The organism is Antrihabitans cavernicola (genome assembly GCF_008297975.1).
Taxonomy (GTDB): domain Bacteria; phylum Actinomycetota; class Actinomycetes; order Mycobacteriales; family Mycobacteriaceae; genus Antrihabitans; species Antrihabitans cavernicola.
In genome coordinates, this window is record NZ_VLNY01000005.1 from 31,823 (window position 1) to 46,036 (window position 14,214).

The 14,214-nt window shown below is 63.2% G+C and carries 17 protein-coding genes and 1 riboswitch; of the genes, 10 read left to right on the forward strand and 7 right to left on the reverse strand.

Going from position 1 to position 14,214, the window contains the following annotated elements:
* Window positions 1–5 precede the first annotated feature (5 nt).
* Complete coding sequence (locus FOY51_RS12080; RefSeq protein ID WP_149430497.1) at window positions 6–1,592, reverse strand: carboxylesterase/lipase family protein; 1,587 nt, start codon at window positions 1,590–1,592, stop codon at window positions 6–8.
* Between the two features lie 125 nt (window positions 1,593–1,717).
* Window positions 1,718–1,814, forward strand: a riboswitch (TPP riboswitch).
* Between FOY51_RS12080 and FOY51_RS12085 the strand changes: the two genes are divergently transcribed.
* From FOY51_RS12085 to FOY51_RS12100, 4 genes are all read left to right on the forward strand, one after another.
* Window positions 1,802–2,515, forward strand: coding sequence for a TenA family protein (locus FOY51_RS12085; RefSeq protein ID WP_149430498.1), 714 nt, complete (start codon window positions 1,802–1,804; stop codon window positions 2,513–2,515). Its footprint overlaps the riboswitch before it by 13 nt.
* A 29-nt stretch (window positions 2,516–2,544) precedes the next feature.
* Window positions 2,545–3,558, forward strand: coding sequence for an ABC transporter substrate-binding protein (locus FOY51_RS12090; RefSeq protein ID WP_149430499.1), 1,014 nt, complete (start codon window positions 2,545–2,547; stop codon window positions 3,556–3,558).
* Complete coding sequence (locus FOY51_RS12095) at window positions 3,539–4,333, forward strand: ABC transporter permease (RefSeq protein ID WP_149430500.1); 795 nt, start codon at window positions 3,539–3,541, stop codon at window positions 4,331–4,333. Before FOY51_RS12090 ends, FOY51_RS12095 begins: the two co-directional genes overlap by 20 nt.
* A complete protein-coding gene (locus tag FOY51_RS12100; RefSeq protein ID WP_149430501.1) occupies window positions 4,330–5,130 on the forward strand; it encodes an ABC transporter ATP-binding protein in 801 nt (266 codons plus the stop codon). The genes FOY51_RS12095 and FOY51_RS12100 overlap by 4 nt, the downstream gene beginning before the upstream one ends.
* On the opposite strand, the gene FOY51_RS12105 is transcribed toward FOY51_RS12100, so the two are convergent.
* From FOY51_RS12105 to FOY51_RS12125, 5 genes are read right to left on the reverse strand one after another with little or no spacing between them, the layout of a single operon-like run.
* Window positions 5,113–6,714, reverse strand: a complete 1,602-nt coding sequence (locus FOY51_RS12105) for an esterase-like activity of phytase family protein (RefSeq protein ID WP_235916285.1) — start codon at window positions 6,712–6,714, stop codon at window positions 5,113–5,115. The two genes, FOY51_RS12100 and FOY51_RS12105, sit on opposite strands and share 18 nt — an antisense overlap.
* 52 nt (window positions 6,715–6,766) lie before the next feature.
* The gene (locus tag FOY51_RS12110) at window positions 6,767–7,123 is read right to left on the reverse strand and encodes a VOC family protein (RefSeq protein WP_149430502.1); all 357 of its coding nucleotides are present in this window, start codon (window positions 7,121–7,123) and stop codon (window positions 6,767–6,769) included.
* A 49-nt stretch (window positions 7,124–7,172) separates the two neighbouring features.
* Complete coding sequence (locus tag FOY51_RS12115) at window positions 7,173–8,408, reverse strand: RNA polymerase sigma factor (protein ID WP_149430503.1); 1,236 nt, start codon at window positions 8,406–8,408, stop codon at window positions 7,173–7,175.
* Window positions 8,409–8,442: 34 nt separating this feature from the next.
* Window positions 8,443–8,826 carry a VOC family protein gene (locus tag FOY51_RS12120; RefSeq protein WP_149430504.1) on the reverse strand — a complete coding sequence of 128 codons (384 nt, stop codon included), beginning with the start codon at window positions 8,824–8,826 and terminating at the stop codon, window positions 8,443–8,445.
* Window positions 8,816–9,208 carry a VOC family protein gene (locus FOY51_RS12125; protein ID WP_149430505.1) on the reverse strand — a complete coding sequence of 131 codons (393 nt, stop codon included), beginning with the start codon at window positions 9,206–9,208 and terminating at the stop codon, window positions 8,816–8,818. The genes FOY51_RS12120 and FOY51_RS12125 overlap by 11 nt, the downstream gene beginning before the upstream one ends.
* 113 nt (window positions 9,209–9,321) lie before the next feature.
* Between FOY51_RS12125 and FOY51_RS12130 the strand changes: the two genes are divergently transcribed.
* The 6 genes from FOY51_RS12130 to FOY51_RS12155 all read left to right on the forward strand — a co-directional run bounded on the left by FOY51_RS12130 (window position 9,322) and on the right by FOY51_RS12155 (window position 13,397).
* Window positions 9,322–9,678 carry a YciI family protein gene (locus FOY51_RS12130; RefSeq protein ID WP_214633092.1) on the forward strand — a complete coding sequence of 119 codons (357 nt, stop codon included), beginning with the start codon at window positions 9,322–9,324 and terminating at the stop codon, window positions 9,676–9,678.
* An 8-nt stretch (window positions 9,679–9,686) separates the two neighbouring features.
* Complete coding sequence (locus tag FOY51_RS12135) at window positions 9,687–10,829, forward strand: alkaline phosphatase family protein (RefSeq protein ID WP_187776283.1); 1,143 nt, start codon at window positions 9,687–9,689, stop codon at window positions 10,827–10,829.
* 198 nt (window positions 10,830–11,027) lie between these two features.
* On the forward strand, window positions 11,028–11,231 hold the full coding sequence (locus tag FOY51_RS12140) for a cold-shock protein (protein ID WP_149430507.1): 204 nt from the start codon (window positions 11,028–11,030) through the stop codon (window positions 11,229–11,231).
* 138 nt (window positions 11,232–11,369) lie between these two features.
* Complete coding sequence (locus tag FOY51_RS12145; protein WP_149430508.1) at window positions 11,370–12,707, forward strand: hypothetical protein; 1,338 nt, start codon at window positions 11,370–11,372, stop codon at window positions 12,705–12,707.
* Window positions 12,708–12,810: 103 nt separating this feature from the next.
* Complete coding sequence (locus FOY51_RS12150) at window positions 12,811–13,047, forward strand: hypothetical protein (RefSeq protein ID WP_149430509.1); 237 nt, start codon at window positions 12,811–12,813, stop codon at window positions 13,045–13,047.
* Window positions 13,044–13,397 carry a type II toxin-antitoxin system PemK/MazF family toxin gene (locus FOY51_RS12155; protein ID WP_149430510.1) on the forward strand — a complete coding sequence of 118 codons (354 nt, stop codon included), beginning with the start codon at window positions 13,044–13,046 and terminating at the stop codon, window positions 13,395–13,397. Before FOY51_RS12150 ends, FOY51_RS12155 begins: the two co-directional genes overlap by 4 nt.
* An 11-nt stretch (window positions 13,398–13,408) precedes the next feature.
* On the opposite strand, the gene FOY51_RS12160 is transcribed toward FOY51_RS12155, so the two are convergent.
* A complete protein-coding gene (locus FOY51_RS12160) occupies window positions 13,409–14,206 on the reverse strand; it encodes an SDR family NAD(P)-dependent oxidoreductase (protein WP_149430511.1) in 798 nt (265 codons plus the stop codon).
* Between the last annotated feature and the right edge of the window lie 8 nt (window positions 14,207–14,214).

Consider the following 14,214-nt stretch of genomic DNA (forward strand, 5'->3'; position numbering starts at 1 on the left):
ACAGCTCAGCTGAACGCCATCACCTCGTCGCCCCACGCCGACCGTAGATCCTTGTCCGGATCGTCGATGACAGCGTCGGTCGAATCGATCAGCAGGGTTGCGCGAGACTCCTCGTTGTAGGACGGCCAGTGCTTGGACCCGTCGATCGCTGCGGGAACGCCGTGTGCCGCAAAGGCCAACCAGCGCCGTTGGATACGGCCGGAGACCTCCATCGCCGACTTGCGACCGCCGAGCCAGAACGTCGGATCGTGATCGAATGCTCCGAAATTGCCGAACACGTAGGGCAATTCGGTCGCATGCCCCGCGCCGACGCGGGCCGCCTTCAGCATCGGCGTCGCGTGGTCGAAGCGATACAGCCACGTTGCCGAGTGCCTGCTGTGCGCCTCGGCGATCCAGATGCTCGGCATCCGGAAGGCCGCGTCCTGCGACAGCGCCTGCGCACCTTTCGCTTTCGATGCATCCGGGTAGGCGGAGATGATTTCGGCAAGCCGCTCCGGAGAGAGGTCCGGGTGATCGACGGCGATACCGCTCAGCATCGCGTTGACGGCGTCCGGCGTCACCGGCATCAGTGACGACTTGATCAGCCGAAACAGTGACGCCTCATCATGATTGGTGCCGATGATCAGCGGAATCCTGTGCGACAACCCCTTCTGGAACGCGGCAACCGGGTAGCGCGGAACTATGTCGCCGTCCACCACCGGCGCCATCGCCAGCGTCCCCGGCACCTTCTCGGGAATCTCGTCGACCAGCGCGTCGCTGGCTTCGATGATTTCCATGATCGGCAGGTCGTACAGGTCGCCCGCGCGCTCCGGAGACAGGTCGAGCACCTCGAGGAAGCGCCGGGCAACGCCCGCGGCGCGCTCGGGCCCGTACACCGATGTGGCAGGCGGGCTCTGCGCGATCGCCTGATGGAAGAGCCCTTCCGCGTGCGGCGACGTCATCAGGGTCGTCACCGATCCGCCGCCGGACGACTCACCGAAGAGCGTCACGTTCCCTGGATCACCGCCGAACGCGGCGATGTTGTCGCGGACCCACTCCAGTGCGGCGATCTGATCGCGCAAGCCCAAGTTCGACTCGAACACATGCTCGTCGGTCGAGAACGACGACAGATCGAGGAAGCCGAGCGCGCCGAGCCGATAGTTGAAGGTGACGATGACGCAATCGCCGAGCTCGGCCAGCATCTTGCCGTCGTAGATCCGCTGCGCGGACGAGCCGAGACAGTATGCGCCGCCGTGAATCCAGACGAGAACCGGTCGCGGTGCCGCCTCCTCCGCGGGCGACCAGACGTTGAGCCACAGGCAGTCCTCGCCCGCCTTCAGCCCGGGATCGACGGGAACAGATACTGCAACGCCCTGCGGCGCGATCTTGCCGAACTCGGTGCATTCCCGCACGCCGTTCCACGGCTCCGGCGGAACGGGTGCCCGGAAGCGCAGCGGTCCGGTCGGCTCGGCGGCGAACGGGATGGCCTTCCACACGCGGGTCGTCCCGTCGCGGCGCCCCGCAACATCGCCGTACTTGGTGCTCACGATCGGCGTAGCCGCCTCTGCAACCGCATCATCGATTGCGCGTATGTCCTGGTCCAACTCCGACATATCAACCCCTTTCTGCGCTGCTTGGAGCGAAGATTCATTTCCAGAGTAAGCCGGACAACCTGGCGAACGACCGTTCGTCGACCCGGCGAGCCGCACGGATCTCGCAGGTACTGCTAGGGTCGGCGACGACTGACACGGGGTGTTCCGCCAGTGCGGAGCTGAGATGAAACCCGCGAACCTGATGCAGGTAATGCTGACGAAGGGATGTCATGGCTGATATTTCGAGCACCCATGAAACAACGGAGCGCTTCACGGACCGCCTGTGGTCCGAGACGGAGCAGCTTCGCAAATCGATCGATGAGCTGGACTTTCTCCGCCGCCTCGGCGATGGAACGCTCCCTCTCGACGTCTTTCGAACCTACATAGAGCAAGATGCGCTCTACCTGGCCGGATACACGAAAGCCCTGGCACTGCTCGCGGCGCGCTCACCCGACCCCGTCACCGCCGGGTTCTGGTCGAATGCGAGCTCGACCGCGGCCACCGTCGAGTTGTCGCTGCACCAGCGATTGCTCACCGGTGGGTCACTTCCCCAGGCCGACACCGCCCCCGTGCACTCCGCCGCGTGCCTCGGATATGTGTCGTATCTCATCGCAACGGCCGCCACCGAACCGTATGGAGTGGGCGCAGCCGCCGCGCTGCCGTGCTTCTGGATCTACGCCGACGTCGGGCGCACGCTGGCAGCAACCGCGAAGGACGTACTGGCCGCCGATCCAGCACATCCCTACGCACAGTGGGTGACCACCTACGACGACCCGGCATTCCAGGACGAAGTCGCCCGCGCTCGCGAGGTCGTCGACGCGGCAGGCGCAGCAGCCACCGAGGCCGAGCGCACGCAGATGATCACCGCATTCACCATCGCAGCGCGCTACGAGCTGATGTTCTGGGATACCGCGCTGAACCCGCAACCGTGGCCCGCAGACTGATCTCGCTGTACCCGAAAGGATCACCCCGAATGCCATTTCGACGCACGCTCGTCAGTGCCGCTGTCGCAGTCGCGGCCCTGTCCATGTTGACCGCGTGCTCAGCAGGCAGCAACGACTCGTCCACCATTCGATTCGCTCTCGACTGGACGCCCAACACCAACCACACCGGATTTTTCGTCGCCCAGCAGGAGGGCTACTTCAAGGACGCGGGCCTCGACGTCCAGATATTGCCCTACAACAACACCTCGCCGGACACGCTGATCGACTCCGGCAACGCCGAGTTCGGGGTCAGCTTCCAGAACTCCGCCACGTTCGCCAAGGCGGGTGGCGCCGACATCGTATCCGTCATGGCACCGCTGCAGCATTGGGCGACCGGCATCGGCGTTCGAGCCGATCGCACGGACATCGCGACACCGAAAGACCTGGACGGCAAGACATATGCCGGGTTCGGTGATGCGGGCGAGGTGGACACCCTGAAGCAGGTGATCATCAATGCGGGCGGGAAGGGCGACTTCAAGAACGTCACCCTCGGAACTTCCGCCTACGACGCGGTGTATTCCGGCAAGGCCGATTTCACGGTCCCGTTCATCGCGTGGGAGGGCATCGAGGCGCAGCACAACAAGACGCCGTTCAAGATTTTCAACTACACCGATTACGGATTCCCCGACGCCTACGCGATCGTCATCGACGGCAGCCAGAAGTGGCTGAAAGATCATCCGGATCAGGCTCGAAAGTTCGTGCAGGCCTTGCAGAAGGGCTACCAGCTCGCCGCGGACAACCCGGCGAAGGGCGCACAGGATCTGATCGATGCCAACTCAGGAGCCTTCACCGACGAGGCCCTGGTGCGGGAAAGCCAGCAGATGCTCGCCGACAAATACATGAAGGACGCGAACGGCAAGGTCGGAACCCAAACTCTCCAACAGTGGACCGGGTACTCCCGATTGCTCTATCAGCACGGATTGTTGGTCGATCAGTCCGGCAAGAAGCTGACGACCGAACCCGATTGGTCCACGTACTTCACCGATGACTATCTCGCCAAGTAGCTGGTCCGGGGTTCGCGTAACTCGAAAGATCGCGCCCGCCCTCGTCGCACTCGTCGCGTTGATCGCGACGTGGCAGATCTACGTGTCCGTCAGCGGTATCAGGCCACAGGTGTTGCCGTCGCCCGGTCGCGTCCTCACACAGGGCTGGGCGCACCGCGACGCGATCGCTACCAATGCCAGTGCAACGCTTCAGGTCACGCTGATCGGGTTCGCCGTGTCGTTGACGGTCGCGTGGGCGTTGGCGATTGTCGTCGACTTCTCCCCATGGCTGCGACGTGCGCTGGTTCCGCTGTTCGTGGCGTCGCAGACGCTCCCGATCATCGCGATCGCTCCCCTGATGATCATCTGGTTCGGCTTCGGACTGCTACCGAAAATCCTGGTGATCTCGTTGACCACCTTCTTTCCCATGGCGATCGGTCTGATCGAAGGCTTTGCTGCCGCCGACCGGGAGGCGGGGGCCTTGCTGCGCAGCATGGGTGCGTCGCGATGGACCGAATTCCGTTATGTGCGGCTACCATCGGCGATGCCCCGTTTCTTCACCGCGTTGCGGATCGGCATCACCTACGCCGTGGTGGGTGCGGTGTTCGCCGAATACGTCGGAGCCAGTGCCGGTTTGGGCATCTACATGGCGCAGCAGAAGAATTCCTTCCGCACGGACCTGGTACTGGCAGCGGTGCTCGTCACCTCGCTGATCAGCACCGCGCTTTTCCTGCTCACCTTCGTGGTGGAGCGGCTGGTCGCGCCCTGGATTGCGACGGAGAGGCGGCAGGCATGACCGGCACGCGCGTGGCAGTCGACGGGGTCACCAAGGCCTATCCCCTGCACAAAGATTCGCGACAGGTGCTCGCCGGCGTTACCTTCGCTGTCGAGCCCGGCGAGTTCGTCGCCGTGATCGGACCCAGCGGCTGCGGGAAGAGCACAGTGTTCAACATGCTGGCGGGCCTCGACACCCCCGACGACGGCTCGATCACCGTGGGCGGTGACAGTCCGACCGTCGGATCGCACTGTGCCTACATGCCGCAGAAGGACCTCTTGTTTCCGTGGCGAACGGTCCTCGACAACACCGCACTCGGTCTCCAGGTGCAGGGCATGTCCAGGAACGCCGCGCGCCAGCAGGCCCGAAAGCTGTTCCCCACCTTCGGCCTTGCCGGCTTCGAAGGCGCACGACCGTTCCAGCTCTCGGGTGGCATGCGGCAACGCGCGGCGATGCTCCGAACGGTGGTGCAGGATCGCGAAGTACTGCTGCTCGACGAACCGTTCGGTGCACTCGATTCGCTGACCCGCACGGAGATGCAGACCTGGCTGCAAGAGGTACGCGAGGAATACCACTGGATGGTTCTGATGATCACCCACGACATCCGCGAAGCGGTCTACCTCGCCGATCGCGTGATCGTCCTGTCCGCCAGGCCCGCTCGCGTGGTGTGCGAGGTCGACGTCGACCTACCCCGCCCGCGCGAGCTTGCGGTGATGACGTCACCGGAGTTCGTCACTATCGAGCAGCAGTTGATCGAGGTGCTGCACGAAGAATCGCGCCGCGCCCTCGCCGAGCAGGAGCTATTTCACCTCGACTGACGCTGTGTGCTCGGTAACCTTCGCAGGCAGCTTGGTGGTGTCGACGATCAGGATCTCACCGGCATCCTGCGTGCCATTCGGCAGATCCTTCTCCTTCAGCGTGAAGGGCGGCTGCTTGTTCGTGACGCCGACGATCCCGAAATCGTTGTCGTTGGAGATGACGAACTTGGTGCCGTTGTCGATGGCCGCAACACCTTCCACCTTGTCGTGGCCGAAGAATTTGCCGTCCTTGTTCAGCGACGTGAGCAGGCCGCCCAGATCCAGCGACGAGGTCTTACGCACCGTCGTGATTCCGCTGTCCTGCAACGTCTTCACCGCGCCGTCCGTGTCGGTCGGCCCGACGAGGGTCTCCAGCGGCTTGTCGCCGACCAGCAGGCCACCGGCGCCCGCGTCGTAGCGCGCACCTGCGACGGTCGACTGCGGACCGACGTCCGTCGCACCGGTGATGTCGATCGTCCACAGCTTCTTGTCGGCTCCGGGCTCGAACTCGCCGTCGCGCTCGTCCACGACGAACGTCGTGTTCGACAGCGCTGTGATCTCGCTGTTCGCGACCTTCGTCTTCTTCGGGTTGTCCAACGGGTAGAGGAACTCCGCAGTCTTCTTGCTAGCGAGGTCCACCGTCACGATGCGCGCGAACGGCACGGACTTCGCCGAACCGTCCAGGCCCGGAGTCTTCAAGGCGCTCTGCATGATTCCTACCAGCTTCTTGCCATCAGGCGTGATGGTCAGCCCCTCCATGCCCTGGTTCGGCGTCCGCAGCTTCAATTCGCCGGGCAGCGTTGCGTCGAACGGTGACAGCCGCTCCGTCGCTCGTCCGTCGGCGCCGAAATGCGTGATGTACGGACCGTATTCGTCGGACACCCAGAAGGTGCCGTCGGCGAGGGCGACGACGCCTTCGGGGTCGTAGCCGTTGGGACTCGGCGGCAGGACAGCGCCGTTGATGTCGACGATGGTCTCGCCGGTGCTCGCTTCCGTCGAGACCTGACCGTTGAGCGGACTGCCGTCGGCTGCCTTCAGCGGAATCGACTGCAGCAGTTCAGCTTTTCCGTCGGCGAGTTTGAATCGGCCGATCGCGGGTGTGAAGGACGGGATCGGCTCGACCTTCTGGTTGTCCTGCACCCCGTCGACGTTGGGACCGCGGTCAGTCAAGCCGAAGTACTCGCCCGCAACTCCCGGCGCAGGTGTCCACGACGAACCGTATCCACTCCCGGAGATCTTCACGCCGCCGACCTCACCGAGCGGCGGAATCGATGTCGTGTAGTTGTGCACGGCGTCCGTGGTGTTGTAGGTGAAGGTGTCGGTACCGGTGAAACCCGGGTTGGGCGTGTAGGAATACGAGCCGTCGGCGGCGACTGCGATCTTGCCGTTCTTGGGGTCGGACACTCCGACCACGGCTGTCGCATCGGTGCCGCGCAACAGGTCACCGGAACCGAACGTCGTGGCCTGTCCGTCCTTGGCCGTGAGCGCGAAGGCGCTGTCCTTCGGTTTTTCGGTGTTCGAACTGTCGTCGGAGCACCCGGCCAGTGCTGCCAAGACCGCTACCGCCACGACCGCCCCGACGCGCTTGCTCCCCATGTCCATCATGCGCAGCATGGTAGAGCGACTCGATGGATCGAACGTGGACGCGCGGTGAAGATCAGGAATGGCTGAGCACGTTCACAACTCGGCCGTCAGGGTCGCGAACGAAGAATCGTCGTACACCCCACGGCTCGTCCGTCAGTGGGTACACGATCTCGCTACCGGCAGCGGTGGCAGCGTCGAACACGGAGTCCACGTCGTCGACCTCTGCGGAGATAGCCGGCGAAACCGCGGACGAGGCGTCGTCGACCATCAGATTGAGCTGCGCTGTCGGGCTATCGGGACTCGCCAGCATCGCGACCCATTGCAGGTCCATCACCACTTCGAGCCCGAGAACGGATGTGTAGAACTGTTTGGCCGCAACGACATCTTCCGTTTGCAAGTCGGGAAGTATGCGGCGCACGGTGGTTGTCATGTACCCAGTGTGTGCTCGGGGCTGCACTACCGCTTGGACAAATGGGCAGTCACGCCAAGCGGTTCGCCTTACCGAGCAGATATCGGTGCTCCGGCACACTCGTCGTTCGATGTGCTGCTTCCAAATATTGCTCGCGTGCTTTGTCGTGCTCCCCCGCCAGCTCGAGAAGATGTGCGCGGACCGCACTGAGCCGATGATGCTCGGCGAGCCGCTGATCACCGTCGAGGGTGGCGAGCAGGTCGAGTCCGGCGTGCGGGCCGTCGACCATTGCCACGGCGACAGCATGATTGAGCGTCACCATCGGCCCCGGCGCGACCTGTTCCAGCAATTCGTAGAGCGCAACGATCTGCGGCCAGTCGGTGGTTGCGGCAGAGTCTGCCTCGTCGTGCAGCGCCGAGATCGCGGCCTGCACCTGGTAGGGGCCGAGCGGTGATTCCGACAGTGCTGCACTCACTATCGCGACGCCCTCGGCGATCGCCTTCGCATCCCACAAGGTCCGATCCTGTTCCTCGAGCGGAATCAACGAGCCGTCGGTGCCGGAACGCGCCGCACTTCGTGCATCGGTCAACAACATGAGCGCGAGTAGACCGGCCACCTCGCCGTCTTTCGGCAGTTGGCGATATACGTTGCGGGTCAATCGGATCGACTCGGCGGTGAGATCGGGCCGGTGCAGGTCGTCACCAGACGTAGCCGTGTAGCCCTCGTTGAAGATCAGGTAGAGCACGTGCAGGGCCGCGCCGAGCCTGTCGTTCCACTCGTCACCCTGCGGCATCCGAAAGCGCGCGCCTGCTTGCTTCACCTGCCGCTTGGATCTGCTGATGCGTTGCGCCATAGTGGCTTCCGGCACCAGGAACGCCATCGCGATCTGCCCTGTGGAGAGGCCGCCGACCGCACGCAGTGTCAGCGCAACCTGCGACGACGTACTCAGCGCCGGATGGCAGCACAGAAACAGGAGCGTGAGCGTGTCGTCTTCGTCGGCCGTATCCGACTCGTCGACGGCAGGTGCGACCACCTCCGGTTCCAGTGCCGCGACGCCCAGTTCACGGTTGCGTCGCGCCTCGTCGCTGCGAAACAGATCGGTCAAGCGACGCGACGCGACGGTGATCAACCAGCCCCGGGGATTCGACGGCAAGCCCTCGTCGGGCCACTGCATCGATGCCGCGAGCAACGCCTCCTGCACCGCGTCTTCGGCCATGTCGAAATGCCCGTAACGCCGAACCAGAGCGCCCAATACGTGCGGTGTCAGCTCACGCAGCAGGTCGTCGAGATGGCGGTCTGGGTTCACCCGCCAAGTTGATCACACCGGATATCGCTGGGCCCTACTCTTCGATCACTGCGAGCACGTTTCCGGCGGGGTCGGTGAACCAGGCGATGTCGGGTCCGTAGTTGTTCTTCTTGCCGCGCATCACGCCACGCTCGTCCTGCGGAAATCCGTCGTACCGCAGGGTCTGTACGCCTTTCGCGGCGAGCTGATCGACAGCCTCGTCGATGTTGTCGACCGTGAAGTTCAGAATCGTGAACGTCGCTGGAACATGGTTTTCCTTCGGGTAGACCAAGATGTTCGCACCGTTCGGGAGCTGCACCGCTACGTTGCCCATCTCGCCGTCGTCTACGCCCAATCCCAGTGTGTCGCCGTAGAACTTCTTGGCGGCGTCGACGTCGTCGACCGCAAACCCACTGAACGCCTTGCTGTTACCGAACATGATCGCTCTCCTTGTTTCGTAGCATTTCGTTGTATTCGCTGCCCAGCTCGATGATCTGGACATAGTTGCCGTCCGGGTCGATCAGCGTTCCGAACAACATGCCGTAGTCGCGCTCCGCCAGCCTCGACAACCAGGTTGCGCCGATGGCGTCGAGGTGTTGTTCGAGCGCCCGGGCGTCGTCGACGTGAAAGTTGACGATCACCCGGCCGGGTTCCGTTGTGGACGCAGCGACGTCGTCGCGGCCGTCGATCAGAAGCCCGACCTCCCCGAACATGATGAAGCCGTCGTCACGAGCAACAGCGCCCAACGCGGTGCTGTACCAGGCTCGAAGCCGCTCCGGATCGGTCGTGCCCAACAGGATGCTGCCGATAGGTGGCGTCATCGTGACCTCCTCGATTGTTTTCGCTCTTACAGGTGGGACGTCGAAGCCGATTCTTCGTTCTCGACATCGGTGACAAAATCGCCGATCGGTGTGAGTCTGGAGAGGTGAAGTACATGATGCTCATCTACAGCAATGCCGAGAGTTGGGCGGCGCTCTCTCACGACGAACGCATTGCGCTGGGCCGCGGCCATGCCGCGTTGAAGAAGGAGCTCGAGGACGCGGGCAAGTACGCCGGCGGCCACGGTCTGTCCGATCCCCGCGAGACAACGACGGTTCGGGTTCGAGCGGGGGCGATTGCCACCACCGACGGTCCATACATCGAGTCCAAAGAACACCTGGCCGGCTTCTACGTGGTCGAGTGCGCAGATGTCGATGAGGCCACGGCAATCGCTGCGCGTATTCCTGACGCGGCGGTGAATTTCGTCGAGGTCCGGCCCGTCCTCGACCCGCCCGAGATACCCGCGCAGTAGCGCTGCCCATGCTGATTACTCCCCGCTATGGCGACACCGCCCTTGCAGACTTGATGCCGTCCGTTCTCGCTGTGCTGGGCGTGCCAGGCGAAACCGATCGGGTCGGCCTGGGCTTGGCGGGGATCGATCGGGTCTGCGTGCTGCTGGTCGACGGCATGGGCGCGGACCTGCTTGCGGCCCATCCCGACGAGGCACCGTTCCTGACCGGCGCAGCCTCGAGAACGCTCACGGCCGGATTTCCCAGCACCACCGCCGCCAGCCTCGGCTCGCTCGGCACCGGTGTCCCGCCGGGTGAGCACGGTGTTGTCGGCTATCTTCTTGCTGTTCCGGGGCAGAAGCGATTGATGAACCCGCTCAAGTGGCGGTTGCACGGGCAAGGCCCGCACGTAGACCTCTTGAAAGAGGTTGTACCGGAAGAGTTTCAGCCGGGCCCCACAATATTCGAGCGCGCCGTCGACGCCGGCATTGCGGTCACCCGAGTGTGCCCGCCGTACCAAGCGCAATCCGGTCTGACACGAGCCGCGTTGCGCGGCGGCAACTTTCGCCCGAACTTCTCGATGGGCGATCTTGTCGACGGCGCGGCCAAGGCGATGCGCGAAGGCTCGAAGTCGCTGGTCTACGCGTATCACGGCGAACTCGATCTGACCGGACACGCACGCGGACCGAACTCGGATGCGTGGGCCCTCGAACTGGCCCAGGTCGATTCGATGGCCCGACTGCTTGCGGATCGACTGCCACCCGACGGCGCGCTGATCGTCACTGCCGACCACGGCATGGTCGAGATCGTCGAACCAGTGGACTTCGACTCGGAATCGGTGCTGCAGCACGGGGTCGCACGGCTCGGCGGCGAACCTCGCGCCCGCCACGCCTATACGACGGACGGAGCCACGCACGACGTCGTGCAAGCGTGGCGCTCCGAATTGGGCAACGAGTTCATGGTCGTGTCACGCGACGACGCGGTGTCGCGCGGCTGGTTCGGACCTTCGGTGACGACGCGCAGCGCAGACCGAATCGGCGATGTCATCGCTGTACCGACAGGATCCAGTGCGGTTATCCGAAGCGGCGCCGAGCCGCTGCAATCTCGAATGATCGGACACCATGGGTCGCTGACGCAAGCAGAGATGTTGGTCCCCCTGCGCGTAGTTACTTAGTGTGCTTTACTTGTAGGCGGTCGTAGTTTTTGTGTTCGTTCATTTACGTGCTCAGGATCATTGTTGCGGTCGTCCAGCACGCGTTCGGAACACTTGGAAGTAACTTCCCGGAAGCCCAATCGAGGCGCTGCGACTTCAGCCGGCCCGATGGACAGTAAGAGCCGTCCATTGCAACTGGTACAGAAAGAAATAAAACGCATGACACAGGGCACTGTTAAGTGGTTCAACGCGGAAAAGGGCTTCGGCTTCATCGCTCCCGCTGATGGATCGGCTGACGTTTTCGTCCACTACTCCGAAATCCAGGACAGCGGCTTCCGCACCCTGGAGGAGAACCAGAAGGTCGAGTTCGAGGTCGGCCAGGGCGCCAAGGGCCCGCAGGCCACCGGCGTTCGTCCGCTCTGAGGTTAATTCCTCAACCTGAGCTTCTCTAGAAACTGTTCCCCGGTGCCGCAAGGTGCCGGGGAACAGTGCATTGAGCAGGCTTTTCCTTCCTGTCGGACCCCCTCGTTACCCTGGCAACATCAACCAGGAGGGGAACACATGTTCGAGCAGCCCGCACGCGAATCAATATCCAGCGACGTCTTCTGGACGGTGCAGTTCGTCTTCGATCCGGACTCGCTCTCGAACGACTTCGCCTACACGATCGGCCTCGCAGATCGTGGATTTCCGGAGCTCCGCATCGATGCGACGCCGCGCCAGGACGTCACCGATGCGCCGTGGACGTTGAGTTCCCGCGACTGCGGTGCGCAATTGAATCGCTTCGCGCGCAGGCTCGTCGAGGGCAAGCTGGAGCCCGGCCGCTCGTTCATCGAGAAGTACGACCACGGCACCACCACAATCCTCTGGACACCGGGTACTCCCACCGAGCCGACCGAGGTGAAGGCCTATCGCGCCGACTCCTCCGCTTCGGTCATTCCGATCGCTGCCGAGTTGGTTCCGGTGGAGATAGTTCCGCTCGCGGATCTGAGCGAACGCGAGGAGGCGCGATGGCGCTGGGAGCTCGGGGACATGCTGACAGCGTCCGCCCCGAATCGCCAGGGGCTCAGAGGGTTTCGCCTTCCCGATATCGACGCGTCGTTTTCGTGCGATCAGTCCTATGGTCCGCTGACCCCGTTGGTCGAGGCGCGCGCATACATGGTTTCCCAGTGCACGCCGGAGATGCTTGCCGACGTGGTTCTCCGCAGTCTCGACTGTGAACGATCGATGAGCACCCGGGCAACGCTGGGCACCAGCTATTCGTACGCCGCCGCGGTCAGCCGGACGCCGGCCGCCTGGAATGCCGAAGCACTCGCGGTCAGCTTGGTGAAATCGATTCGCGGTCCCCAGGGCAAGTCGTCGGCATGGCGCGCGATGATGAAGATGTCGGACTTCGGACCCGCAGAGGACGGTCCGGACATTCACCGGGGTCTATCGGGCGTTCTTGTGCACGCCGTGGCAGCACTGCTGGTCTCGACGTCAGTCATCGATCGGCTCGATCCGGAGATGCGTTTGCAAGCTTTCGGCATCTGGAGTTCGGTGGTCGACTCCAGGTCGATGGCGCCCGATGAGCCCTGGTGGGCCCCGGACCACGTTCTCGACATCATCCAGAACGAGGTAGCCGAAATCGGCGACGTCCGCATTTCGGAGCTGATCGAGATCTGGTCGTACATGCGCGAGAACGAACAGCTCGTCACCCTGCTGCGCGGCCTTGCTGTCACCGGCGAGCGCGGCTCCCCTGCAGCGAGCGAGCTGTTGCCGAGTAGCTACGTAGGCGTTCGCGCTGCACTCGACGGCGAAGCCGAGTGGTACCTCACCGAATTTCTCTGCTGTGCAACGGCATTCTGTCGGAGCGCGCCATGTTCTCAGCTGAAGAAGTCCACAACTTCTGCTGGCGGTTGAGTGGCGTACTGCCCAACCTCGAAGCCGCAATGAATACACCGATCGTCATGCAGGTGGCGTCATGACGGTTGCATCGAGTATCCCATCTAGGCATACTTTAGGTATGCCTATGACGACGATCAAGGTGGACGCCTCCATCCGAGACCGGTTGAAGGTCGAGGCCGTTCGAAAAGGAGTAACCATCGGCAAACTGTTGGAAGACCTTGTCGCGCTGAGTGAGCGAGAGGCACGCTTCGCCGCCATCAAGGAGGCAATCGAGGCAACCCCTCCGGCATCCATCGCCGCGTACGAGGCCGAGTTGCGGCACTGGTCTCGCCTCGAACCAGATGCCACACAGTGAGCCGGCATGCGCCGACAGAGCTGTCCCGAGGGTCCGTTGTCTGGATCGATTTCGACCCAACGCTCGGCCGCGAGCAATCAGGACACCGACCTGCACTGGTTGTGTCGAGCGACCACTACTTGGACGTCGTCACCACACTTGCAATCGTTGTGCCCATCACGACAGTCGATCGAGGTTGGCCGAACCATGTACGTCTAGGCGACGAGGCAGGATTGAATCAACCGAGTTGGGCGATCGTCGAACAACCGCGCGCAGTCGCGAGGGTGCGGATTTCGGCATCCGCAGGATTCGCGAGCCGTTCGACAATGGCCACTGTCGATATGTACTTGAAAGACTTTCTCGGGCTGTGACTCTGCGGATTTCAGTAATAGACAGCCCCAGGTACGCCGCCGCCTGCTGCGATGGCGTCACCCGTGATCGCGATACTGCGCGGTGAAGCCAGGAACGTCACGACGTCGGCGACCTCACTGGCATCGATGATTCGGCGAATGGAGTTGCGGACGATACCGGCCTCCAGCTCCTCGACCGACTTGCCCTCGTCCGCAGATTGGGCGGTCAGACGGTCGGTGAATCTTTCGGTTCGGGTGATGCCTGGGTGTACGACGGAGACGTTGATTCCCTTGGGCCCCAACTCGTCCGCAAGGTTCTTCGTGAGCGCCGAGACACTGACGTTGCGGATGGTCTGTGCGATCGAATTCGCCGTGCGCGCACCGAGACCGCTGATGTTGATGATCCGGCCCCACCCCTGATCGACCAGATGGGGTGCCACCGCGCGGGCCGTCCGCAGGTAGCCGAGAACTTTGATCTCGACCTCCCGACGGACGATGTCATCGGTCGTGGATGCGAAATCCGTTGGCGCTCCTGCACTCCACGGGGTGGCTGCCGAGTTGACCAGGATATCGACGCCGCCGAGTTCCTCGACAGTCTGTGCCACAAGAGCTTTGACGGCCTCGTCGTCGCCGGTATCGGTGGGGATTCCGATCACCTTGCGTCCGGTCTCCTGAGCGAGCGCTGTGGCGGCACGGTCCAGCACCTCCGCGTCACGCGCAGCGAGTACGACGTCGACACCTTCTGCCGCAAGTCCACGCGCAATTGCCAAACCGATGCCTTTGCTGCCGCCAGTGACGATTGCCCGCTTGCCGTCCAGTCCCAGATCCATTGACCCAA

What these genes read in the sequence shown, in the direction of transcription:
- FOY51_RS12080 (WP_149430497.1), bottom strand. Translation starts at nt 1,592, where the DNA reads ATGTCGGAGTTGGACCAGGACATACGCGCAATCGATGATGCGGTTGCA.
- FOY51_RS12085 (WP_149430498.1), top strand. Translation starts at nt 1,802, where the DNA reads ATGGCTGATATTTCGAGCACCCATGAAACAACGGAGCGCTTCACGGAC.
- FOY51_RS12090 (WP_149430499.1), top strand. Translation starts at nt 2,545, where the DNA reads ATGCCATTTCGACGCACGCTCGTCAGTGCCGCTGTCGCAGTCGCGGCC.
- FOY51_RS12095 (WP_149430500.1), top strand. Translation starts at nt 3,539, where the DNA reads ATGACTATCTCGCCAAGTAGCTGGTCCGGGGTTCGCGTAACTCGAAAG.
- FOY51_RS12100 (WP_149430501.1), top strand. Translation starts at nt 4,330, where the DNA reads ATGACCGGCACGCGCGTGGCAGTCGACGGGGTCACCAAGGCCTATCCC.
- FOY51_RS12105 (WP_235916285.1), bottom strand. Translation starts at nt 6,714, where the DNA reads ATGATGGACATGGGGAGCAAGCGCGTCGGGGCGGTCGTGGCGGTAGCG.
- FOY51_RS12110 (WP_149430502.1), bottom strand. Translation starts at nt 7,123, where the DNA reads ATGACAACCACCGTGCGCCGCATACTTCCCGACTTGCAAACGGAAGAT.
- FOY51_RS12120 (WP_149430504.1), bottom strand. Translation starts at nt 8,826, where the DNA reads ATGTTCGGTAACAGCAAGGCGTTCAGTGGGTTTGCGGTCGACGACGTC.
- FOY51_RS12125 (WP_149430505.1), bottom strand. Translation starts at nt 9,208, where the DNA reads ATGACGCCACCTATCGGCAGCATCCTGTTGGGCACGACCGATCCGGAG.
- FOY51_RS12130 (WP_214633092.1), top strand. Translation starts at nt 9,322, where the DNA reads ATGATGCTCATCTACAGCAATGCCGAGAGTTGGGCGGCGCTCTCTCAC.
- FOY51_RS12135 (WP_187776283.1), top strand. Translation starts at nt 9,687, where the DNA reads ATGCTGATTACTCCCCGCTATGGCGACACCGCCCTTGCAGACTTGATG.
- FOY51_RS12140 (WP_149430507.1), top strand. Translation starts at nt 11,028, where the DNA reads ATGACACAGGGCACTGTTAAGTGGTTCAACGCGGAAAAGGGCTTCGGC.
- FOY51_RS12145 (WP_149430508.1), top strand. Translation starts at nt 11,370, where the DNA reads ATGTTCGAGCAGCCCGCACGCGAATCAATATCCAGCGACGTCTTCTGG.
- FOY51_RS12150 (WP_149430509.1), top strand. Translation starts at nt 12,811, where the DNA reads ATGCCTATGACGACGATCAAGGTGGACGCCTCCATCCGAGACCGGTTG.
- FOY51_RS12160 (WP_149430511.1), bottom strand. Translation starts at nt 14,206, where the DNA reads ATGGATCTGGGACTGGACGGCAAGCGGGCAATCGTCACTGGCGGCAGC.